We start from the raw sequence: 22,828 nt of genomic DNA, 5'->3' as shown, positions 1-22,828 counted from the left end.
ATCTCAGCGCTGATCGCCGGATGGAGTGGCGGCGAGCAGTGGCACGGTGAACAGGAAGCTGATCAGATACAGCCCAGCCGCCAGGAAACCGATCATATGCGGGCCGTAAACGGCCAGCGTCGCGCCGATCGCCGGGCCGATCGCCGATCCAAGCGCGAGCAGCGCCGCCCCCATGCTGCTCCACCGGCCGCTGCGGTCAAGCCGCGCCAGTGCGCCGAGAATGAAGGGCAGGCCGAAGAACCAGGCGGTCTTCACGATCACCGCCCCCGCGACATAAGCGGCCATGACCGGCAGCGCGAGCAGCAGCGCCGAGGCGATCAGCCCGGCAAAGGCGAGCGCATTGGGACCACGCTGACCGAACCGGCTGCCCGCGGTCATCGACAGGATCGCGCCGGCGATCGCGCCCAGCACCGAAATGCCCAGCAGCACGCCGACCTGGCTGCGATCGAGCCCGACCGCCAACCCCATTCGCTCCTGGAACGACCATAGGGTGGTATGGCCGGCATAAAGGCAGAGCAGCGCCAGCGCACCGCAGATCGCCGGGACATTGATCGTCCAGCCGTTCTCCACCACCTTGCTGGCCAGTGCCGCCGGTGGTGGTGCAGGCGGGATCAATCGCGTGCAGGCCAGGCCGATCACCGCGACCATCGCCAGCACCGCGACGATCCCCAACAGGCCGAAAGTCTGCGCGATCCATCCCGACAGGGTCAGCAGGATGGCGGCATAGGTCAGGTTGACGAAGGTGGCGATCGCCCAGACCCGTTGCGGATCGGCGCGCCCGGCATAGGCGGCGAACACCGTCGACGCGGTGAAACCCATCGCCAGGCCGAAAGCCGCGCGGATCGCGAGCAGCGGCACGAAGCCGCCCGCTCTGGCGGTCAGCAGGCTGGTGACGATCATCACGACAAGGCCGATCGCCGCGAGCAGCGGGCGCTTCGCCCGGTGCAATATGAGGTAGAAAAGCAGCAGCCCGAGCGCATAGGCGCCATTCTCCGCGGCGAGCGCCAGGCTCGCCTGCGACGCGGTAAGGCGAAGCTCGTCGATATACAGGCCGAGCATCACCGGGCTCAGCGTGGCGCTGGTCATCGCGCCGGTGCCGATGACGATCAGCGCGGCGAGGCTGGTCCGCGATTCACGGGGTGTCTCAACCGACATAAGTGATCGCCTGTGGGGCGGTGAAGGCGGCAAGGCCGGCCAACCCGCCCTCGATCCCGAAACCGGATTGCTTGCGCGGCTCGAACGGCGTGCCGAGCGCGAGGCCGGGCCGCGCGGCTGGTGTGACGATCACGTCCAGCGACCCAACGCACAGGCCGGCGGCGATGCGCTCGGCGGCGTCCCGGTCCGCGCCCCAGATGGTCGCGCCAAGGCCATAGGGACTGTCGTCGGCCAGTCTGATCGCTTCGTCCGCATCGCCATATTCCTGCACTGTCAGCAACGGGCCGAATATCTCCTGCTGGACCAGCGCGCCATCCTGTGGCGCATCCAGCACCAGTTCCGGTGCGGCATAGAAGCCGTCGTCCCGCAGGTCGCCCGGCACATCCGACAGCGGCACGACCCGCCCCGTCTGGAGCGCAATCTCCCGGAAGCGCTGCACAACCTCATATTGGTTGCGGCTTGCGAGCGGCCCGAGCCGCGTCGCCGGATCGCGCGGATCACCGATCGGCCAGTCCGCCGCGGCCGCGCGCAGCCCCTCCACCGCTGCCTCCACGCCGCCCTTCGGCACCAGAAGCCGGGTGCGCGCCGCACACCATTGGCCGGTGTTCCAGAAGGCGGCGGCAAACACGCCGGGCCAGATCTCGGGCTGATCGATCATATCGGGCAGGACGAACTGCGGCGACTTGCCGCCGCATTCCATCATCAACGGCTTGAGCGAGCGTGATGCCGAAGCCTGGATGATTGCCTGGCCAGTGCGGGTCGAGCCGGTAAAAGCGATCATGTCGACACCGGGATGCGCCGCGAGCGCCGCACCCGTCTTCTGCCCGGAGCCCGGCACGACGTTAAACACGCCCGGTGGGAGGCCAGCTTCGCTCGCCAGTTGCGCGAGCAGGACGGCCGAGCGCGGCGACAGTTCCGAGGGCTTGAGCACCAGTGTATTGCCCGCCGCCAGGATCGGCCCCGCGCGGATCAGCACATTGGCGGTGGGGAAATTCCACGGTGTGATCGCGCCGACCACACCGCGCGGCCGCCGCACCGCACCGTCGGCGCGATCCTCCAGCGCGGGGATCATGCTGGCATAATGGCCGATCAGCAGCGGTCCCTGTGAAATCAGCGCCTTGGCGTCGGCCGTCGGGCGACCGACTTCGAGCGTCTCGAGCCAGGCGAGTTGCTCGACCTCCTCGGCGATGCGCGCTGCCCAGCCCAGCAGCAACGCAGCACGATCGGCGGCGCTGATCCGGCCCCAGTCGCCGAGGAACGCCGATCGCGCTGCGGTCACCGCCGCATCGACCGCCTGCGCGCCGCCTTCGTCGAACCCTCCCAGCATCGCGCCGGTCGCGGGATTGATGCTGACGATCGGGGCCCCGCCAAACACCCGGGTCTCGCCGTGAATCCAGGCATGGCCCAAAGCTTCGGGAAAAGGTGCATCCCAGTCGGGCAGAGTCCGGACAGCGGCGGGAGAATTCATACGGGCATTCCGATCAGGTCTGCGGCCCTGTCGCCGATCATCATCGCGACGGCCTGGGTGTTTCCGCTGATGTGGCGGGGCATGACGGAGGCATCGGCGACGAACAGTCCCTCGACGCCGCGAACCTTGAGCTGCGGATCGACCACCGATGCGGCGTCCGATCCCATCCGGCACGTGCCGACCGGATGATAGATCGGCGCCGCGAGGCTGCGGATCTGATGTTCGGCCTCGGCGGCGTCCGCGTTCAGATCCGGCCAGCCGATCCGTTCCTCGACAAAGTCGCGAAATGCCGGCGCATCGACGATCCGGCTGCACAGTTCGACGCCGCGGCGCAGTGTCGCCAGATCCTCGGGCGCATCGAGCAGTTGCGGGAAGATCAGCGGCGCGGCGGCCGGATCGCTGCTTGCCAAGTCGATCCGGCCCTTGCTCTGCGGATGATTGACGCTGGCGACGACGCTGACCATCGGAAACGGTGCAAGCTTGCGCTCGGCACCGCGCCCGATATGGCCGAACGGCGTCAGATGGATCTGGATGTCCGGCGATTGCAGGCCGGCCAGCGTGCGCGCGAAGCCGACGGCCTGAGCGGTCGGCGCGGCGGCAGGGCCTTTTCCCGCCAGCCATTGCAGCATCGCGCGCGCCATGCCCAATAGATTGACTTGCTGGTTGATCGTCGGAACCGTGACCTTCAGGCCCATCCAGAGGCCGACATGCTCCATCAGGTTGCTGCCGACTTCCGGTGCATCCGCCACCACCGGGATGCCGAGTTCGCGCAGCCGCGCGGCCGGACCGATGCCCGACAACATCAGCAATTGCGGCGTGTGGATCGCACCGCCCGACAGGATGACCCCTTTGCGTGCGTTGACCGTGCGAACCACGCCGTCCTGCTCGAATTCCACGCCGACCGCCCGGCCGCTTTCGAAAATCACCCGGCGCGCGCGGGTGCCCTGGAGCATGACCGCTGCACCGCTGGCGATCGCCGGCTTCAGGAAAGCGGTAAAGCTGTCGTGGCGGCGGCCTTTCCTGGCCGAGCTCTGCACATAACCGATGCCGTCCTGCCATTCGCCATTGATGTCCGGATTGAACGGCAAGCCCGCCTCGCCCGCCGCGGCGATGAAGCGCGGGGTAAGCTCGTGGATATAAGGCAAAGGCGACACATGCAGCGGCCCGGTCGCGCCACGCACCTGGGATTCGGCATCGGTGCTGGTCTCGATCCGCCGGAAATAGGGCAGCACGTCGCGATAGCCCCAGCCCTCCACACCGAGATCGCGCCACGCGTCGAAATCCTCCGGCGCCCCGCGCACGAAGATCGTCCCGTTGATCCGCGTGCTGCCGCCCGGACCAAGCCCGCGCGGCCAGTCCTCGGTCCGGTCGAGCCGGCTCGGATCGGGCTGGGACACCAGCTTCCAGTCGTAGAAGGGATGGCCATTGGTATGGATCGTCGCGGCCGGAATCGCCTCGATCTTCAGCCGCCCTGCGCGCCCCGCCTCGAGCACCGCGACGCGGGTTCCCGGCACAGCCGCCAGCCGCCCGGCAAGGGCGCTGCCGCTCGCGCCGGCACCGACCACCACATAATCGAAGATCTCCGCACTACTGCTGGTCATGCCGCCTTGCGCCCCGCGCCCAATTTGAGGTCGACCAGCTTGAGAAAGAAGCTCGCCCCGACCGGCAGCAGCCGATCCTCGAAATCATAATCCGGACTGTGCAGCATCGGCGTCTCCTCGACGGTGCGCGTGCCGAGCAGGACATAGGCGCCGGGCAGGCGCTCCAGCATATAGGCGAAGTCCTCCGATCCGGTGACTGGCGGCATGTCGCGGATCACCGCGCCGGTACCCAGAATCTCGCCCAGGGCATCAGCCGCGATCCCGGCTTCGCCGGCATGGTTGACGGTCGGCGGAAACAGGATTTCGAAACTCACGTCACAGGCCACATCGTGCGCGAGATCGATCCCCGTACAGCGCCGGCGCAGTTCCACCTCAAGCGCGCGCATCGTCGGCGTATCGAACGCACGCGCGGTTCCTGTCAGGGTGACGACATCCGGCACGACATTGAAAGCGCCGCCGCCATTGATCGAGGCGACCGTCATCACCGCCATGCCGCTGGCCTGGATCCGGCGCGCCGGGATCGATTCGATCAAGGCGACGAGCGCCGCCGCCGCCGATACCGGGCTGGCGGTGAGATATGGCGTCGCCGCATGACCGCCATGGCCGCGCACCTCGATCTGGAATCGCGCCGCGCCGGCACAGGCCGGCCCGGCATGCACCGCCGCCGTACCGAGCGCGAGCGGCGGCGCGTTGTGCAGCGCGAATACCGCATCGCAGGGAAAACGCTCGAACAGGCCCGCGTCGATCATCGCGCGTGCACCGCCAAGGCCTTCCTCGGCCGGCTGGAAGATCAGATTGACCGTTCCCGCAAAATCGCGCCGCCCGGCCAGCACCTGCGCCGCGCCGAGCAGCATGGCGGTGTGGCCGTCATGCCCGCAGGCATGCATCAGGCCGGGCCGGGTCGACCGATACGCCGCCTGACCCTGCTCCTCGATCGGCAGTGCATCCATGTCGGCGCGCAGCCCGATGCTTGGTCCCGGACCGTCACCCCTGATCACGCCCACCACGCCGGTGCCACCCAACCCGACATGAGTTTCGATGCCCCAGCCACGCAGCCGCTCGGCGACGAATGCCGCGGTCTCCACCTCCTCGAAGCCCAGTTCGGGATGCTGGTGAAAGTGCTGCCGCCAGGCCGTCATGTCGGCGACAAGCGGGGCGATCTCTCGATCCAGGGTCATAACCGGGTTCATCATGGCTCCGACCTTAGGCCGGGACGCCACCTTCGTGCTTATGGCGGCGGCGGATGGATTATGCCGGCCACACTATTTGTGCGGCGGCGTCGCGCGCGACCGACGGGCTCATCCCGAAATAAGCCTTATAGGCGAGCGAGAAATTGCTCAGATGGCCATAGCCGCAGCGCTCGGCGATTTCGCTGACCGACAGGCTCTCCTCGCCCAGCCAAATGCGCGCGCTTTCCATCCGCTCCTTTTGCAGCGCCTGACCGATCGTCTCGCCATAATAGGCACGGAACGCGGTATTCAGGCGGGTGCGGTTGGTACCGACCGCCCGGGCCAGCTCGGCAACACCGGGCGGCTGATCGAGATGTTCGGCAAGGATCGCGCGAACCTGCTGCACCCGGCGCACTTCGCGCTCGGTCAGCCCATGATCGTCGGATCGCTTGAACTGGCTGATGAAGAAATCGAGCAGCAGGCAGGTCAGTTCGTCGATCTTGGCGCGCTTGAACCGTTCCTGCGTCCAGGGCGAACGGCGCGGATCGAGGATGTCGGCGGCGCAAAGTGCCGCGGCGCGCGGCAGCTGGTAACGCCTGAACAACAGGCGCTGCGACAGGAATTCACTGGCCGCACGAACCTCCTGCCCTTCATCCTCGAACCCGGCGATCCGGCCATTGCCCAGCCGCGGGAAGAACAAGGTCACCGAGCGTTCCTCGGTGTCGCTGAGGATGATCTGCCGCTTGACCACGCCCGATGGCTGATGGGCAATCACCAGGCACTCCCCGGCGATCTCGGAGGTCGGCGCATCGTTGAACTGATATTCGCCGGCCCCGGTCAGTTGCACCTTGAACGTCAGCCGGTCGTCACCGACCAGCTGTTCGTCGATCCGGCTGCGGGAACGGCCATCGATCACCACACCGCTGATCTCGTCGTCGCGAAGGAAATGTTCGAAGCGCCCGCTCACATAGTGCGGGACTTCTCCATGTAGTTCTGCCAGCGCCATTGATCTTGCCTCGGGTAAGCCGCGTGCCAACCTCCAGCTTCGCATGGAAGCCGGTCCTTGCCAAATTACAGCCGCCACGGACGATTTTCTGCGCGCGCCATAAGCAACCCGTATCCGCGCATAACAACATGCGATCAAAAGGCGTGGATGAGTGATCGCGTTGAATTACCCAAAAAGGCGACGCGACCCCCAATCAGGCGCGGCGTACAGGGCGAGGGACGCCCGGTTGGGACGGAGGGACATTATGCGATATCATCTTAGCAGCACCGCCTGGACTGCGCTCGCGTTCGCCACGATCGGCAACGCCATCCCATTGGCATCGGCCCAGGCTCAAACTGAGCCTCAAGCGCAAGCCGCGGCTCAGCCAGAGCCTCAGTTGCAGGAAGAAGAGGCCACGAACGACGACATCGTGGTCACCGCCCGCAAGCGCAACGAACGCCTGCAGGACGCGCCGCTTTCCGTTTCCGCTTTCTCCGCCGCCGATCTGCGCCAGGGCAATGCCCGCGACTTCAAGGACGTGCTGCGCAAGGTGCCCGGCGTCTCCTTCTCCGGTGCCGAACTGGGCCAGAGCCGCTACAGCATTCGCGGCGTCAGCACGACCTCGCCCAGCCCGACCGTCGGCATCTATCTCGACGACATATCGCTGCTCGGCGTGACCAACGCCTTCAGTGGCGCGGCCGACCCGGTGTTCTTCGACTTCAGCCGGGTCGAGATCCTGAAAGGGCCGCAGGGCACCCTGTACGGCGGCAGCGCGATGGGCGGCGCGATCAAATATGTCAGCCACGCGCCGGAACTGGGCAAGACCACCGTCGATACCGCCGCCGGAATATCGAGCACCGCACATGGCGGCGTCTCCTATCAGGGCGAAGCGGTGCTCAACCTGCCGCTGTCGGACAAGCTCGCGCTGCGCACCGGCGTGCTCTATCGCAGCAATGCCGGCTATATCGACAATGTCGCGAACGGCACCGCCGTCGATGTGCGGACCAGCACGACCGCACCGCCCGCCGCACTGACGCCGCTCGCGCGTCCTTCGCTCAGCACGCTGGCCGACAAGGATCAGAATTCGGACCATGTGCTGGCGGTGAAGGCGGCATTGCTGTGGCAGCCCGATCCGTCGCTCGACATCACCCCGTCGCTGTTCCGCCAGGCCTATCGCCAGAAGAATACCGGCGCGTTCTGGACGAACCTTCCCGACCTGCAGAGTTCCTTCCGGCTGGCACAGCCGACCGATGATGATCTCGGCGTCTATTCGCTGAACATGGTCAAGCGTCTGGGCGGCGTCGATCTCACCTCGCTGACCGCCTATGTTGATCGCTCGGTCCGGTTCGACCGCGACTATTCCTTCTATATCGCGACGCTGGTGCCCGCGCTGTACGGCGTCAATTCGCCCAACGCCTCGAACAGCACCACCAAGACGTTCAGTCAGGAACTGCGTGCGGCATCGTCGAACCCGGCGGCACGGCTGCGCTGGACCGCCGGCCTTTATTATTCGCATCAGCGTGACGAACTCGACCAGACGGTCAACTCGATCGGGGTCGGCGCCTTGCTCGGGACCGGCACCGACACGGTCTATCACGGCAATACCGTCAGCAAACTGACTCAATATGCCGCCTTTGCCGACCTCACCTTCGAAATCCTGCCCGGCCTCGATGCCACCGCCGCGCTGCGCTATTTCCATCTCAAGCAGACGATCGACACGCGCGGCGACGGCGTGCTGAACGGCGGCGTCACGCACGGTGCGGCCGACACCAGCCAGAGCGGGGTCAATCCGAAGTTCGAGCTGGCCTATCGCGCCGGTCGTGACGCTCTGGTCTATGCCAGCGCCGCCAAGGGTTTCCGTCCCGGCGGCGGCAATCCGTTCGCCGTGGCGCCGGGCCAGTGCCAGGCCGATCTGGCCAATCTCGGCCTGTCTTCGGTACCGATCAGCTACCGGTCGGATTCGCTCTGGACCTATGAAGTCGGCAGCAAGAACCAGTTCCTCGACCGCCGCCTGACCCTGAACGCCGCGGCCTTCCGGACCGACTGGAAGAATATTCAGCAGAATGTCTTCCTGCCGGGCTGCGGCTTCTCGTTCAGCGGCAATGTCGGCGGGGCGAAGATCAAGGGCGCGGAACTGAGCAGCCAGTTCGTGGTCGACGGCCTGACGCTCGGCGTCGCGGCGAGCTATACCGACGCGAAGATCTCCCGAAGCGCGACCGGCGTTTCGGCCAGGGTCGGGCAACCGGTGCTCGACACGCCGAAATGGATCGCGAACGCCAATATCGCCTATCATTTCCCGCTCGGCGGCGACGTCACCGCGACGGCTCGGGCCGATTATCAGTATCGCAGCTCGAGCCTGAGGATGTTCGAGGACAGCTTCGTCGTGACAACCCCGACCGGCCCGGTTCTGAGCAACAATTTCACGCAGCGGCAACAATCCTATGACGTGGTCAACCTGGGCGTGCTGATCGACACCGGAACCTGGCAGGTCGATCTGTTCGTCAACAACCTGCTCGATAAGGCGCCGCTGCTCGATCATAATGTCGTCAGCGGGATCGAGGCCGCCATCACGCTGCGGCCGCGGACGATCGGCCTGGGCGTGCGCCGGCAATTTTAGGGGTGCGCGGCTGGAGGATCGCGAAGATGGCGGCGTTGCTCGCCCTGGCCGGGGGCGGTGCAGCCATCCTGCTTGGCATGGCAGGTATCGGCCCGGTCGCGACCGTCGTCGCGACCTTCGGGTCGCCGTCGCTGCCGTTCGACGCCGCGCATGTCCCGCCCGAGCCCGATTATGCCCGGGCCGATGCCTGGCTGGCCTATCCGGGGCGTGGCGGGCTCGAACGCTCGATCACACCGGGCGTGACCGCAGTCGATGAAGCGACTGCGCCCGCCGATGTCTTCTTCATCCACCCGACCACCTATCAGCAAAGCGATGTCTGGAACGTCGCTTACGACAACGTGTCGGAGTTCGACCCCGCTGTCCTGCTTGGCCAGGCCAGCGCGTTTAACGGTTGTTGCCGCATCTTCGCGCCGCATTACCGCCAGGCGTCCTTGCGCGCACTGGACAAGAGCCGTCCGGCAGTGGCGCTTGCCTATGCCGATGTCGCACGCGCCTTTCGCTATTTCATCGCGCATGAAAATAAGGGCCGCCCGTTCCTGATCGCGGCGCACAGCCAGGGATCAATGCATGCGGTCAAGCTGCTCCAGGCGGAGATTCTCGGCACCCCGCTACAGGCGCGCATGGTCGCTGCCTATGTGATTGGCGCCTATGCCCCGTCCGACTTCGGCACGATTGGCCTGCCGGTTTGCGACGGGCCGCGGCAAACCGGCTGCATCCTGTCCTGGAACACCAGCCAGACCGGGCGCACCGGAGCCTTCCAACTGGTGCGCGACAAAACCTATTGGTGGCGTGGCAGCGAGAAGAGCAGCGGCCAGCCACCCGCCATCTGCGTCAATCCACTGACCTGGCGCCGCGAGGATGCAGCGCCCGCCAACGCCAATCCCGGCAGCCTGCCCTTCCCCAAGCCAGGTGCCGACAAGGCGAGCCGGGCCCTGCCCGCCCTCACGCCGCATCTGACCGGCGCGGTGTGCGACGAAAGCCTGCTCAAGGTCGATATCCCCTGGTCGGCGCCGAGCGGCTTTCACGACGCCCTGAGCGCGCTCTATGGCAGCTATCATCTCGGCGATTACGGCATCTTCTATGCCGCGATCAGAGGCAATGCCATGGAGCGGGTCGATGCCTGGAAAGCGCAGCAGCCCGCCGCCGGATCGCCTCACGCCACGGCCGCGCGCAAGCCGTCTCCGCAATAGCGGAGGTATCTCCCCAGGAGTCTATCTTACCCTCTGTCATCCCCGCGAAAGCGGGGATCCCGCTGCCTTGCCCCGCACTAGGACGAAGAAGCGGGACCCCCGCTTTCGCGGGGGTGACAATGAGTGGCTTATTCAAAGAAATGAATTAAATATCTGATATAAAATCATTTTATGCCTTATCATTCAGACAGCAGGAAGAGAGATACGGGACACGACCGGTGTCCCATATCTCCCCACTCGTCCCCGCAGCCCTGTCGCCAACGGCGATTCAACCATCACACAAGATCAGGCATCTCATCCTTGGCGGACTGGTACCGGCGCGCTCTTTCTCAGTGTTGAGACCATGATTGCCACGACGCGATCGGCGCAATGGCGTCGTGCACGGCCTGCCCCCACGCGGGTGCCTAAGCCCGATACTCAAGAGTCTCATGGACTTGGGCGGAACTCCCTTCCCCGTTCGTGCTGAGCTTGTCGAAGCACCGTCCTTCTTCTTCTGCGTCGAAAAGAGAAAAACGGCCCCCTTCGACTGCCTGCCAAGGCAGGCGCTCAGGACAGGCTTCGACAAGCTCAGGGCGAACGGAAGGGCATGGACCAACTCAGCTCGAAATCGCTCTAGCCATTCCGCCGGATCGCCACCCGCGCCCGCATCGCGACGCTTCCATCATCGCGCTGCGCGGCAAGCTCGATCGCGTCACCATCGGCACGCGCCAGCAAGTGCAACGCCTGCCCGGCAATGGCGGGGGCGAGTGCCCTGAACGAAAGACCGCCGATCGCATCCGGCCCGATATGCTGCGCAACCAGATCGAGCAGCAATGTCGCGATCAGCGGGCCATGGACGACCAGCCCGGGATACCCCTCCACGCCGGTCGCATAGGGCAGGTCGTAATGGATACGGTGGCTGTTGAAGGTCAGCGCCGAATAACGCTGCAGCAGCGCCGCGCCGGGCGTGAGCGTGCGCTGCCGATCCCATCCGTTAAGCTCTGCGCCACCGGTTGCCGGCAACGGCATCGGTTCGGTCGATGCCGCGCGATAGACGATCGTCTGGCGCTCGCTGACTGCATCGGCTCCGTCCGCTCGCGTGAGATGGTCGATCTCGACAAAGGCCAATGGCCCACTGCTACCCTGCTTCTCGCGGATCGCGGCAATGGTCGATACGCGCTCGATCGCCGCGCCGATCGCGATCGGCCGCAGGAAGCGCACCTCGCTCCCCGCCCACATCCGGCGCGGCAGATCGATGGGTGGCAGGAAGCCGCCCTTTAGCGGATGCCCGTCCTCGCCAAGCGCGTCGGTCGGCGTATCGGGCAGGCACAGGCTCCAATGAAATCCCGGCGGCGCGGCAGGACCATCGCCGGGGCGGTCGATCGTCGCCCGGAAGCGCGCGACCGCGCCGGCCGTTACCATGTCGGTGGCGCGCGCCTCACGGCCGATCCAGGCAGTCGGATCGGCCATCAATAGGATCGCGGCAGGCCAAGCACATGCTCGGCCAGATAGGACAGGATGAGGTTGGTCGAGATCGGCGCGACCTGATAAAGTCGCGTCTCCCGAAACTTGCGTTCGACATCATATTCGGCGGCAAAGCCGAAGCCGCCATGCGTCTGGACGCACGCCTCGGCCGCTGCCCAGCTCGCCTCCGACGCCAGCAGTTTGGCGATATTGGCTTCCTCGCCGACATCGCCGTCCGCTTCATATTTGCTCAAGCCTTCATGCACCATCAGCTCGGCCGCACGCATCTGCGCATAAGCACGCGCAAGCGGGAAGGCGACGCCCTGATTCTGCCCGATCGGCCGGCCGAATACCTTGCGCTCCCCGGCATAGGCGACCGCCTTGTCGAGAAACCATTTGGCGTCGCCGATACATTCCGCAGCGATCAGCAGGCGTTCCGCATTCATGCCCGACAGGATGTAGCGAAAGCCCTTGCCCTCCTCCCCGATCAGATTGGCGGCCGGGACCGGGACATCGTCGAAGAAGATCTCGGTCGTCGCATGATTCATCATCGTGTCGATCGGGCGGATCGTCAGCCCCTGCTCGCGCGCCGCGCGCATATCGACGAGAAAGACCGACAGGCCCTCGGTGCGTTTGGCCACCTTGTCCCGCGGCGTGGTCCGCGCGAGCAGCAGCATCAGGTCCGAATGCTCCGCGCGCGAGGTCCAGATCTTCTGCCCGCTGACGATATAATGGTCGCCCTCGCGCCGCGCGAAGGTCTGGATCGATAGCGTATCGGTGCCGCTGGTCGGTTCGCTGACCCCGAACGCCTGGAGCCGCAAATCGCCCGATGCGATGCGGGGCAGATATTCGACCTTTTGCGCTGCCGACCCGTACCGCAGCAAGGTCCCCATGATGTACATCTGCGCATGGCAGGCGCCGCCATTGCAGCCCTGACGCTGGATTTCCTCAAGTATCGCGGCGGCCCCGGAAAGTGGCAGACCCGCACCGCCATAAGCCTCAGGGATAAGTGCAGCGAGATATCCGGCCCGGGTCAGCGCATCGACAAACTCGCCGGGATAGGCGCGGTCGCGATCCTTGGCGCGCCAATACTCGCCCGGGAAATCGCCGCACAGCTTGGCGACTTCCTCGCGGATCGCGCTGTGATCGTGATCCATCTCAGTTTCGCTCCTGCAACCGGCCGCGCGCGATCACCTGCGCCTGGATCTCCGCTGCGCCCTCGAAGATATTGAGAATACGCGCATCACACAGCACCCGGCTGATCTCATATTCCAGCGCATAGCCATTGCCGCCATGAATCTGCAGCGCGGCGTCGGCATTGGCCCATGCGGCGCGTGCGGCGAACAGCTTGGCCATCCCCGCCTCGATATCGCAGCGCCGCCCCTTGTCCTTCTCGCGCGCTGCGAAATAGGTCAGCTCGCGCGCCAGCACATGATCGACCGCCATCATCGCCAGCTTGTCCGACACACGCGGGAAATCGATGATCGGCCGCCCGAACTGGCGGCGCCCCACCGCATAGTCGAAGCCAAGCTCGAACGCGCGCCGCGCCACCCCGACCGCGCGCGCAGCGGTCTGGATCCGCGCGCCTTCGAAGGTACGCATCAGCTGCTTGAACCCCTGCCCCGCTTCGCCGCCAAGCAATGCGTCGGCGGGCGCGAGCATGCCGTCAAAAGCCAGCTCATATTCGCGCATCCCGCGATAGCCGAGCACTTCGATCTCGGTGCCGGTCATGCCCGGTGCGGGAAAAGGAGCGGCGTCGGACCCGCGCGGTTTGGCTACAAGGAACATGCTGAGCCCGGCATAACCCGGCACATCACTTCTCGTGCGAGCAAGCAGGGTCATCAAGTCACTGCGCGCGGCATGAGTGATCCAGGTCTTGGCGCCCGTGATCGACCAGCCCTCTGCACCGCGTGTCGCGCGCGTGGTCAGCCCGCCGAGATCGGATCCGGTGTCGGGCTCGGTAAAGACTGCGGTCGGCAGCACTTCGCCGCTCGCAATCCGCGGCAGCCATTCAGCTTTCTGCGCGTCGGTTCCGGCGAGCGCGATCAGCTCCCCGGCAATCTCCGAGCGTGTACCGAGCGACCCTGCGCCGATCCATCCCCGGCTCAATTCCTCGGTCACCACGCACATGGTGAGCTTGCCCAGCCCGAGCCCGCCATAAGCCTCGTCGATGCACACGCCGAAGGTACCAAGCGCCGCCATCTCCGCGACGATCGCATCCGGGATCAGCGCATTGTCGAGATGCCAGCGATGCGCGAACGGCAGGATGCGCGCTTCGGTGAAGCGGCGGAACTGGTCGCGTACCGCATCGAGCGTCGGGTCGCCAAGCGTCTCGGCAATGCCGTCGCCGCCGCGCAGCCGTTCGACCAGCGCCGCGCGATTGGCTGCGCTGTTCCCCGACGCGACCAGCCGCGCCACCGCGTCGTCCTGCATCAGGGTCGCGGCGGCAGCGGCGATTCCGAGATCGGCCGGGCGGCAAAACTCATTCTGCCCCATCGGGATTCCACCCGAGAGCTGCGCGAGATATTCGCCAAAACCGATTTCGACCACCAGCGCCTCGACCGACCCCGGTTCCGCACGCGCATCGGCCCAGCGCACGAGTGTCCTGAGCGCGGTCAGCGTGGTCTCGATCCAGGCATAGCCATGCACAGCGCGCTGCTCGCGATCGATTGCCCGCGGGTCGACCGTGCCATCCACCACTACCCGCGCACGCACCGCAGCCAATGCGGCAGCGGCATAACCCTCCGCCGCATCGAGCGCGGCCGCGATCTCAGGCACTGGCCACCACGCCGGCGTCATGCAACCGGCCGATCTCGCCCGAACCGAGGCCAAGCACATCGGCCAGAATCTCGTCGCTATGCTCGCCGAGATAGGGCGCGCGCACCGGCGTCAGGCGCTGCGACTGTGGCAATGTCGCCATCGATCCGGCCACCGGATAGGTCATCTCGCTTGGCTGGGCGATGCTGGAAAAGATCGGGTTCTGCGTGACCATCGCCGGATCGGACGCGGCCTCGACCGTGGTCTTGTACGGTCCCCAGCAGCATCCATTGGCATCGAATGCCGCGCAGAGTTCGCCGGCCTGACGCGTGGCGAATGCCGCCTCGACCAGCGCGAACAATGCATCGCGATGATCGAACCGCGCGCCCTCGTAGGTCGCAAAGGCGACGCCCTGCGCCGCCTCGATCCGCGCGACCGCGTCGCCAATCCCGAGCGTCTTGATCAGACCGGCCCATTGCCGCGTGGTGAGCGCCATGATCATCAACCGCTTGCCGTCGCCGGTCACGAAATCGCGCCCGAACGAGCCATACAGCGCATTGCCGTAGCGCTGCCGGCTGACGCCGGTGTGGAGCACTTCGGCAACCTGACCCAGATTGGCGATCGTCGCGATCCCGACATCGGAGAGCGGAATGCGCACTTCCTGTCCCTGCCCGGTGTCGCGCCGATGCCGTTCGGCGGCGAGCAGCGCGAAGGCGGAATAGGCGCCGGTCAGCAGGTCCCATGCCGGCAGGACATGATTGACCGGTGCGCCTTCATGACCGACCGGGCCAGTGAGGTTGGGAATGCCGATCGCCGAATTGACCGTATGATCGAATGCGGTGCGGCCATCGGCCTGGCCCATGATGCGCACCGTGATCAGGTCTGCGCGCCGCTTGACCAAATGCTCATGCGCAAGGAAGCCGCCGACCGGGAAATTGGTCAGGAACACGCCGCCATCGTCACCCGGCGCGGTTGCCAGCGCGACAAGCAGTTCGCGGCCTTCCGGACGCGACAGATCGAGCGCGACCGATTTCTTGCCCTTGTTGAGCCCTTCCCAGGCGAAGCTCGCGCCATTGTCGGCGAGCGGCCAGCGCTTGAAATCGGGGCCGCCGCCAATCTGGTCGACGCGGATCACTTCCGCTCCCATCTGTGCGAGATACAGTCCGGCGGTGGGCGATGCGATGAACGATGCCGCCTCGACCACGCGCAGCTTGCCGAGCAGATCGTACATCAGGCCGCACTCGCAAATTCACGCAGCATATTCTTGGCGATGACCAGCTGCAGGATCTGTGTGGTCCCTTCATAGATGCGGTAGATCCGCGCATCGCGGAAGAAACGCTCCGCCTCATATTCGGCGAGATACCCCGCGCCGCCGTAAATCTGGACGCAGCGATCGGCGACCCGGCCGCACATTTCCGACGCGAACATCTTTGCGCTGGCCGCCTGCACCAGCACGGCCTCGCCGGCATCGGCGCGGCGCGTCGCGTCGGCGATCATGCATTCGGCGGCGTAGATCTCGGCCTGGCTGTCGGCGAGCATCGCCTGGATCAGCTGGAAATTGGCGATCGGCTCGCCGAACGCCTTACGCTCCGTGGCGTAGCGCGTCGCGGAATCGAGGATCCGCCGCGCATAGCCGACGCTCGCCGCCGCGACTGAAAGCCGGCCGTTGTTGAGGCTCTGCATGGCGATCAGGAAGCCCTTGCCCTCTTCGCCGCCAAGCAACGCATCGCCCGAAACATGGACATCCTCCATGACGATGTCGGCGATATGCGATCCGGCCTGCCCCATCTTCTTGTCCGACTTGCCGACACTGACGCCCGGCGAATCCATCGGCACGAGGAAGGCGCTGACATGAGCGTTCTTCGGCAGCGCCTCCTTGCTGGTCCGCGCCATGATCAAGGCGACCTTCGCAAACGGCGCATTGGTGATGTAGCGCTTGGTACCGTTCAGCACATAACCATTGCCCGAACGCACCGCGGTGGTCGCCATCGCCGCCGAGTCCGATCCGCTGCCCGGCTCGGTCAGCCCGAACGAGGCGATCTCGCCCGCCGCAAGCCGTGGTAGCCAGTGCGCTTTCTGCTCCGCCGTCCCGCTCTTCACGATCGCCGAACAGGTCATGCCGATATTGATCGAGGTGATCGAGCGATAACAGGGCATGGCATAGGAAAGCTGGCGGATCGTCTCGACATATTGCGAGACGTTCATGCCCGAGCCGCCATACTCGACCGGCATGGTGATCCCGAACAGCCCCATCTCGCGCATCTCGGCAAGAATGTCGTCGGGGATGCAATCGGTCTCGATGACCTGCTTTTCCGCCGGGATCAGGCGCTCGCGGACATAGCGTTTGAGCTGGTCGATGAACGCCTCGAACACGTCCTGGTCCATTCCGGTGTCAGGCATCGGCCATTCCCACGATTGCGATCGCACAGACATTCTGGTTGGGCATGCCGCCGAGGTTATGGCTCAGCCCGAACACCGGCGGCGTGCTGCGCTGACGCGGGCCGGCGCGGCCGAGCAGCTGGAGATAATTCTCGTAGATCATGCGCAGGCCCGACGCGCCGATCGGATGACCGAAGCATTTGAGCCCGCCATCGATCTGGCATGGCAGGGTTCCATCGGCATCGAAGAAGCCATCGAGTACATCCCTCCACCCTTCGCCTTCCTTCGAGATGTGCAGATCCTCCATCGTCACCAGCTCGGTGATCGAGAAACAGTCATGCACCTCCATCAGGCTGATCTGGCTACGCGGATCGGTGATGCCGGCCTCTTCATAGGCGCGGGTCGCGGCAATCCGGGTGGTCGGGAAATAGGCGCCATTCCAGCCCGATCCCTGCAATTCCCAGCCATTGGAGGTCGCAACCTGCAGCGCCTTCACCGTGATGATGTCGGTCTTGCCCAGCGCGCGGGCGATCTCAGGCGTGGTCACGATCGCGCAGGCCGCCCCGTCGGAGACGCCGCAGCAATCGAACAGCCCGAGCGGCTCGGCGATCATCGGCGCATTCAGCACCGTCTCCATGCTCACTTCCTTCTGGAGATGCGCCTTGGGGTTCTTCGCACCATTGGCATGGCTCTTGACCGAGACATGCGCCATCGCCTGTTTCAGATCATCCTTGGATACGCCGTGCTCGGCGCGATAGGCCGAGGCGAGCTGAGCGAAATTACCCGGTGCCGAGCCGGTGATGCCGATCATGTCATGGGTCGTGCCGCGCGTCCGCACCGGCAAGCCGCCATAGCCGGTGTCCTTCAATTTCTCGACCCCCATCGCCAGCGCGATGTCGGCTGCGCCAGACGCCACCGCATAGACCGCACCCCGAAAACTCTCGGTGCCGCTGGCGCAGTAATTCTCGACCTTGGTCACGCCGATATTCTTGAGCCGCAGCGCCATCGACAACGGAATGCCCGACGGCCCGATATTGACCGCATCGAATGCCGCACCCAACCAGGCGGCGTCGATCTGCGAGGTCTCGATCCCGGCATCGGTGATCGCTTCCTCATAGGCCTCGACCATCAGCTGGTCGGCATCCTTGTCCCAGCGCTCGCCGAACTTGGTGCATCCCATGCCCAATATGGCGACCTTGTCCTTGATCCCTCGGGCCATCGGCCAGCTCCTTAAATGGTGTCAGCCGGCCGGAGCCGCTTTCCAGAAATAGCGTTTGAAATCGCGCTTCTCGTCCACTGCCTTGATGCGGAACATCATCCGCAAGGCAGCACCGACCTCGATTGCATCGGGTTCGATATCGGCGAATTCGGCCATCATCCGGCCGCCGCCCTCGAATTCGATACTGCCATAACAGCTCGGCGGATCGGGCGAGTAGGTCAGGCTGTCCGCGGTATAAGTCAGAATTCTCGCCGGCAGTTCGGCGAGCGGATAATCCTCCTGCGTGCGGATCGCATGGTCATTGGGATTGACGCTGATATCGGTCTTCGGGAACTGCACCGTCCCGGTCTTGCTGCAGCGTCCGCCGACCAGCCCGAGCACCGCCTTGCGGTTGCGGTAAAGCGCAGTCAGAGCAACCTTGTGATCCTGCTCCGCGCGCATCCCGCGATCGAGTGCCAGCAAGCCGCGCAGCGAGAGATATTTCAGGTAATTGCTCTCTTCCCTGCGCCGTGCAAGCCAGCCCGACACCCCGGACAATGGCTTTGCCCCGGCGATCGCCTCGGTCACTTCGAACAGCAATATGTCCGCCCCCTGGCCGAAGCTGGTGACGAGGATGCGCTCGCCGGGCTTTGCGCTCTCCAGCGCATGCGCCAGCATCAGCGTGGCGTGCGCCGCGCCGCTTTCGCCGACCGTCGCGGCCAGCGCATCAACGATCGCCGCTGGCGCAATGCCCGCGGCCCTGGCCAGCCCCTCGGCAACGCCGCGCGTGGTGATCGGTACGATCAGCCGGTCGATCGCACTTCCGTCGAGCCCGAACTTGATCAGCGCATCGCGGATCGCGCCGCCGAGGATCTTGCCGATCCCTTCATCGCGGATCCAGCGCGTCTCCCAGCCATAATCGAACGCTTGCCCACTGGCGCGGAAATGGTCGACGAAATCGGTGGCCACGCCGTGATGACCGACAAGCCGCGCGATCGGGTTCTCGCTTCCAACCAGCAACGCCGAGGCCGCATCGCCCTGCACCATCTCCGCCTCGGATGCGGGCAATGCCTGGCGCTTCTCAGCCGCAAGATGGAGGATCGGCCCGCTGCCGCCGGCCACTGCCTGCAGCGCACTCAGCAACGAAGAGGTGCCGGCACGCTGGCTGCCCGTCACGTCGAGCGTGGCGATCGCGTCGGGCAGGTTGAGCGCTTCCTTGACCACCCCGGCATTCTGGCGATCGACAAAAGGCAGGCTGGTCGATGCCAGCATCACCGACGCCAGCTGCGTACGATCCACATTATTCAGGCAATCGCGCCCCGCCTCCACCGCCATGGTGATCGCGTCCTCATCCCAATTGGCGATGGCGCGCTCGCCCTTGGCCAGCCCTTTCAGGCCGGGTGCGAACCAGCTGTTCGCGGCATGGACCGCCGCACGCTGCAACCGTGTACGCGGCACATAGGCGCCATAGGCAATGATGCCGGTCATCGTATCTCCGCTCATCGATATTGCACCCGGCCATGGTTGAGCACGAACAGGCCGCGCTCCTCGACCCGCGCGCGGAATCGCGCCTCACCCGCACCGTCCTGCCAGATTTCGATCCGGATCGTCTCGCCGGGATAGACCGGCGCCGAAAAGCGGCAGGTCATCGACGCCAGCCGCGCCGGATCATTGCCGCACAGCGCCGCGATCAGCGCGCGCCCGGCAACGCCGTAGGTGCACATGCCATGCAGGATCGGACGATCGAACCCGCCGATGCGCGCCACCTCGGGATCTATATGGACCGGATTATAATCGCCCGACAGGCGATAGAGCATTGCCTGACTCGCGCTGGTCGGCAGCGACACGCTGAAATCGGGCGCGCTCTCCGGCATCGGCTCTGGCGATGGCGCAGCCGGGTCGCCGCCGCCAAAGCCGCCGTCCCCACGCGCGATGATCGCGCCGCGCGCCGTCGCGAAGTGATGACCCGCCCCGTCGCTGATCCGGCGCGAGGTGGTGATGATCGCCCCCTTGTCCGCGCCCTTGTCGACGATCGACTCGATCACCGTATCCGCGCTGAAGCGTCCTTCCGCCGGGATCGCCCCGTGAATCTCGATCGTCTGCTCGACATGAAGGACCTTTTGCCAGGTCACGCCATAATCGGGATTCTTCCAGATGAAGCCGGGATAAGCGAGCACGCCGCACATCGTCGGCAGTGCGCTGAGGCCCGCTTCATAGACGAACGGCAAGTCGGTCGCGCCGATGCCGAGCGCGTAGATCATCGTGTCACGCGCCGTCCAGTCGTGCCGCGCGGCGATCGGCGGCAGTGCCTTCAGCAACGCGTAATCGAGCGGCATCAGATCGGGTCCCAGCCGAAAATGTCGCCCGAACGATCGAGGCCGGAAAAGCTCGGCCGGAACGCCGGCAGCAAATCGCTGGCGATGCTCTCCACGGTCCAGCCCTCGGCGCGGTGCATGGAACGGATCGGGCGCGGCTTGGAGAACAGGAAAATCTCGTTCTTGCGTACCGAGAAGATCTGGTTGGTGACCTCTGCCGACGCATCGGACGCGAGAAAGGCGACGAGCGGCGCGATCTTGTCGGTCGACATGGTTTTCAGCCGCTCGAGGCGCAGCGCCTCGACTTCATTGCTTGCCGGGATCGTCGCGACCATCCGGCTCCATGCAAACGGCGCAATGCAGTTGGAGCGCACCCCGGCGCGCGCCATGTCGAGCGCGATCGATTGCGACAGCCCGACAATGCCGAGCTTGGCGGCCGAGTAATTGGCCTGTCCGAAATTGCCGATCAGGCCGGAGGTCGAGGTGAAATGAATGAAGCTGCCCGCCCCTTGATCGCGGAAATAGGGCGTAGCCGCCTTGGACACGTTGAAGGCGCCGTGGAGATGGACGTCGATGACCGCCTGCCAGTCCTCATGCGACATTTTGTGCCAGATGCGGTCGCGCAGAATGCCGGCATTGTTGACCACGGCGTCGATCCGCCCGAAATTCCTGACCGCATCCTCGACGATCGATGCCGCACCCGCCGGATCGGCGACACTCGCGCCATTGACCACCGCCTTGCCGCCGGCTGACCTGATATCGTTGACGGTTTCCTCGGCCGGGCCGGCGTCGCTACCCTCGCCATCGGCGGATCCGCCCAGGTCGTTGACGACCACCGCTGCGCCCTCCTTCGCGCAGAGCAGCGCAATGTCCCGGCCGATGCCGCGTCCGGCGCCGGTTATGGCGACCACCTTGCCCTCGAGCATTCCCATCAGCGACTCTCCACCCGCCTTTTCTTTGCAGGCCTTCTATCATCATCGGCGATTGTTATTCAACATCACGAATGCTATTCATCTATGTGAATGAATAATCCATCATGACAATCGACCTCCCCTCACATGGGCCCGCGTTACGCTCCCCGTTCGTTGGCTCGGTGGTGCATGCCATCGCCATTCTCCGCTATCTCGGCCCCATGCCGGACGGACGTGGAGTCAACGCCATTGCGCGCGATCTCGGCATCAGCCCGAGCAGCTGCTTCAACCTGGTCAAGACGCTCGCTGCGGAGCGGCTGCTCCTGTTCGATCCGGCGACCAAGCGCTATGCGCTCGGCCCCGGCATCGCGGAACTCGCGCAACCATCGCGAGGCGAGAACATCTTATCTGCAGCTGCGCCCGCGATGCGGGATATCGCCGATCGTTTCGACGTCGCGTGCGGGCTTTGGCGCCTGGCCGCGTCCGAGCGCCTCATCCTTGTCGCTCTTTCGGAAAGTGTCGCGGCGACCCGGATCCATATGGTAGTCGGCCAGCGGCAACCGCTTTATGCCGGTGCAGCCGGGCGCGCGGTCGCGGCGGCGACCGGTGCATCGCACAGCAGCATTGCCGCAGGAATCGCCGCGGTCCGGTGGCAGGAAAATCCGGACATCGAGCATTATGTGACGGAGCTTGAAACCACGCGTCGCCGCGGCTGGGCGCTGGACCGGGATCAACTGCTTCGCGGCGTCACCAGCGTGGCTGCGACCATCGGCACCGCGGACGGCGCGGCACGCTTCGTCTTGTCCTGCACGATGTTCAGCGGCCAGCATGGCGACGATATGATTAGCGCCATTGGCGAGGCGACCCGCGAAGCCGCCGGCCAATTGACCAGAATGGACAGGAATATTTCCAACCCCGTCGCGCCGGGATGAGCAGCCCCTGATCGTCAGGCGCGAATGCTCGCCATCGCCCGCAGCCCCGCGCGGCTGCGGTGCCTTACTCGGAAGGGCAATTGCCTGGACGCTGTTCGGTTTTGCCCGCCGCGACGTACCAGGTCGATGCGCCGTCCGGCTTGGCGTCGTTCTGATAGAAACAGACCTCGGCGCTCGAACCATCCGGCGTGATCGAGACCGACCAGTTATGGTAGCCGCAATTATGCTTCTCGCAGCCCCAGGCAAGCACTCGCCCGTCCTTCTTCACAATCGGTGCGTCGGGTCCGTTATAGCCATGCACGAAATCACGAACCTTCGCGTCCGGCACAGCGGCAACCGCCGCCTTGACAGATGGCTGCGCCAGGAAGGTCAAGCCGTCGACTTTCTCCGATGGATGCTTGCCAACCCAGGCATCCAATGGTCCGGTTGGCGCCGCAGAGGCGGCGATGGTATTTCCGATGGCGACGGAAGTATTGGCCGTCGCCGCGTTATCGCTGGGGCCACCACCGCTGGTGCAGGCCGCGATCGTAAGGCCAAGCGTGGCCATGATTCCGAAACGAAGCATTGCACATCCTCTCGTCAGCGTCGGCGAGTCGCCATTGGCGCGAGGGTGACACGCGCGATGGCCATACGGCAAGCTGGGCAAAGGGGACGCGAGACGCATTCGGACCTGGGCGCCACCTCACGATGTGGGTTCTGACCTGGCCT

The 22,828-nt window shown here is 65.3% G+C and carries 18 protein-coding genes; 3 read left to right on the top strand and 15 right to left on the bottom strand.

The window, feature by feature from the left end:
- Positions 1–3: 3 nt before the first annotated feature.
- The 5 genes from H3Z74_RS06325 to H3Z74_RS06305 form a co-directional block, all read right to left on the bottom strand.
- Positions 4–1,155, bottom strand: coding sequence for an MFS transporter (locus H3Z74_RS06325; protein WP_187763090.1), 1,152 nt, complete (start codon positions 1,153–1,155; stop codon positions 4–6).
- The gene (locus H3Z74_RS06320; RefSeq protein WP_187763089.1) at positions 1,145–2,623 is read right to left on the bottom strand and encodes an aldehyde dehydrogenase family protein; all 1,479 of its coding nucleotides are present in this window, start codon (positions 2,621–2,623) and stop codon (positions 1,145–1,147) included. The genes H3Z74_RS06325 and H3Z74_RS06320 overlap by 11 nt, the downstream gene beginning before the upstream one ends.
- Positions 2,620–4,224: a GMC family oxidoreductase gene (locus H3Z74_RS06315; RefSeq protein WP_187763088.1), complete on the bottom strand. Its 1,605-nt coding sequence runs from the start codon at positions 4,222–4,224 to the stop codon at positions 2,620–2,622. Before H3Z74_RS06315 ends, H3Z74_RS06320 begins: the two co-directional genes overlap by 4 nt.
- The gene (locus H3Z74_RS06310) at positions 4,221–5,402 is read right to left on the bottom strand and encodes an amidohydrolase (RefSeq protein ID WP_187763087.1); all 1,182 of its coding nucleotides are present in this window, start codon (positions 5,400–5,402) and stop codon (positions 4,221–4,223) included. Before H3Z74_RS06310 ends, H3Z74_RS06315 begins: the two co-directional genes overlap by 4 nt.
- A 70-nt stretch (positions 5,403–5,472) precedes the next feature.
- Positions 5,473–6,360: a helix-turn-helix transcriptional regulator gene (locus H3Z74_RS06305; protein ID WP_187763086.1), complete on the bottom strand. Its 888-nt coding sequence runs from the start codon at positions 6,358–6,360 to the stop codon at positions 5,473–5,475.
- Positions 6,361–6,643: 283 nt separating this feature from the next.
- On the opposite strand from H3Z74_RS06305, the gene H3Z74_RS06300 reads away from it, so the two are divergent.
- Both H3Z74_RS06300 and H3Z74_RS06295 read left to right on the top strand, forming a co-directional pair.
- Positions 6,644–8,995: a TonB-dependent receptor gene (locus tag H3Z74_RS06300; protein WP_187763085.1), complete on the top strand. Its 2,352-nt coding sequence runs from the start codon at positions 6,644–6,646 to the stop codon at positions 8,993–8,995.
- A gap of 26 nt (positions 8,996–9,021) precedes the next feature.
- Positions 9,022–10,185 (top strand): DUF3089 domain-containing protein, encoded by a 1,164-nt coding sequence (locus H3Z74_RS06295; protein WP_187763084.1) that lies wholly within the window; start codon positions 9,022–9,024, stop codon positions 10,183–10,185.
- Positions 10,186–10,797: 612 nt separating this feature from the next.
- Here H3Z74_RS06295 and H3Z74_RS06290 read toward each other — a convergent pair.
- From H3Z74_RS06290 to H3Z74_RS06250, 9 genes are read right to left on the bottom strand one after another with little or no spacing between them, the layout of a single operon-like run.
- Positions 10,798–11,634: an HTD2 family dehydratase gene (locus tag H3Z74_RS06290; protein WP_187763083.1), complete on the bottom strand. Its 837-nt coding sequence runs from the start codon at positions 11,632–11,634 to the stop codon at positions 10,798–10,800.
- The gene (locus H3Z74_RS06285) at positions 11,634–12,785 is read right to left on the bottom strand and encodes an acyl-CoA dehydrogenase family protein (RefSeq protein ID WP_187763082.1); all 1,152 of its coding nucleotides are present in this window, start codon (positions 12,783–12,785) and stop codon (positions 11,634–11,636) included. The genes H3Z74_RS06290 and H3Z74_RS06285 overlap by 1 nt, the downstream gene beginning before the upstream one ends.
- Position 12,786: 1 nt before the next feature.
- The gene (locus H3Z74_RS06280; protein WP_229726927.1) at positions 12,787–14,427 is read right to left on the bottom strand and encodes an acyl-CoA dehydrogenase family protein; all 1,641 of its coding nucleotides are present in this window, start codon (positions 14,425–14,427) and stop codon (positions 12,787–12,789) included.
- Positions 14,399–15,616 (bottom strand): CoA transferase, encoded by a 1,218-nt coding sequence (locus tag H3Z74_RS06275; protein WP_187763080.1) that lies wholly within the window; start codon positions 15,614–15,616, stop codon positions 14,399–14,401. Before H3Z74_RS06275 ends, H3Z74_RS06280 begins: the two co-directional genes overlap by 29 nt.
- Positions 15,616–16,785: an acyl-CoA dehydrogenase family protein gene (locus tag H3Z74_RS06270; RefSeq protein WP_187763079.1), complete on the bottom strand. Its 1,170-nt coding sequence runs from the start codon at positions 16,783–16,785 to the stop codon at positions 15,616–15,618. Before H3Z74_RS06270 ends, H3Z74_RS06275 begins: the two co-directional genes overlap by 1 nt.
- Positions 16,778–17,983, bottom strand: coding sequence for an acetyl-CoA acetyltransferase (locus H3Z74_RS06265; protein WP_187763078.1), 1,206 nt, complete (start codon positions 17,981–17,983; stop codon positions 16,778–16,780). The genes H3Z74_RS06270 and H3Z74_RS06265 overlap by 8 nt, the downstream gene beginning before the upstream one ends.
- Before the next feature lie 21 nt (positions 17,984–18,004).
- Positions 18,005–19,450, bottom strand: a complete 1,446-nt coding sequence (locus H3Z74_RS06260) for a hydroxymethylglutaryl-CoA synthase family protein (protein ID WP_187763077.1) — start codon at positions 19,448–19,450, stop codon at positions 18,005–18,007.
- 11 nt (positions 19,451–19,461) lie between these two features.
- Positions 19,462–20,298 (bottom strand): MaoC family dehydratase, encoded by an 837-nt coding sequence (locus H3Z74_RS06255; protein ID WP_187763076.1) that lies wholly within the window; start codon positions 20,296–20,298, stop codon positions 19,462–19,464.
- Positions 20,298–21,209 carry an SDR family NAD(P)-dependent oxidoreductase gene (locus H3Z74_RS06250; protein ID WP_229726926.1) on the bottom strand — a complete coding sequence of 304 codons (912 nt, stop codon included), beginning with the start codon at positions 21,207–21,209 and terminating at the stop codon, positions 20,298–20,300. The genes H3Z74_RS06255 and H3Z74_RS06250 overlap by 1 nt, the downstream gene beginning before the upstream one ends.
- Positions 21,210–21,409: 200 nt before the next feature.
- Between H3Z74_RS06250 and H3Z74_RS06245 the strand changes: the two genes are divergently transcribed.
- Positions 21,410–22,120, top strand: coding sequence for an IclR family transcriptional regulator (locus H3Z74_RS06245; RefSeq protein WP_229726925.1), 711 nt, complete (start codon positions 21,410–21,412; stop codon positions 22,118–22,120).
- A 64-nt stretch (positions 22,121–22,184) separates the two neighbouring features.
- Here H3Z74_RS06245 and H3Z74_RS06240 read toward each other — a convergent pair whose 3' ends face one another.
- On the bottom strand, positions 22,185–22,667 hold the full coding sequence (locus H3Z74_RS06240) for a hypothetical protein (RefSeq protein WP_187763074.1): 483 nt from the start codon (positions 22,665–22,667) through the stop codon (positions 22,185–22,187).
- Between the last annotated feature and the right edge of the window lie 161 nt (positions 22,668–22,828).

The sequence above is a fragment of the Sphingomonas alpina genome (assembly GCF_014490665.1).
Lineage (GTDB): Bacteria > Pseudomonadota > Alphaproteobacteria > Sphingomonadales > Sphingomonadaceae > Sphingomonas > Sphingomonas alpina.
The sequence above is the reverse complement of the archived record's forward strand: the minus strand, read 5'-3'. Positions and strand labels throughout refer to the sequence as shown.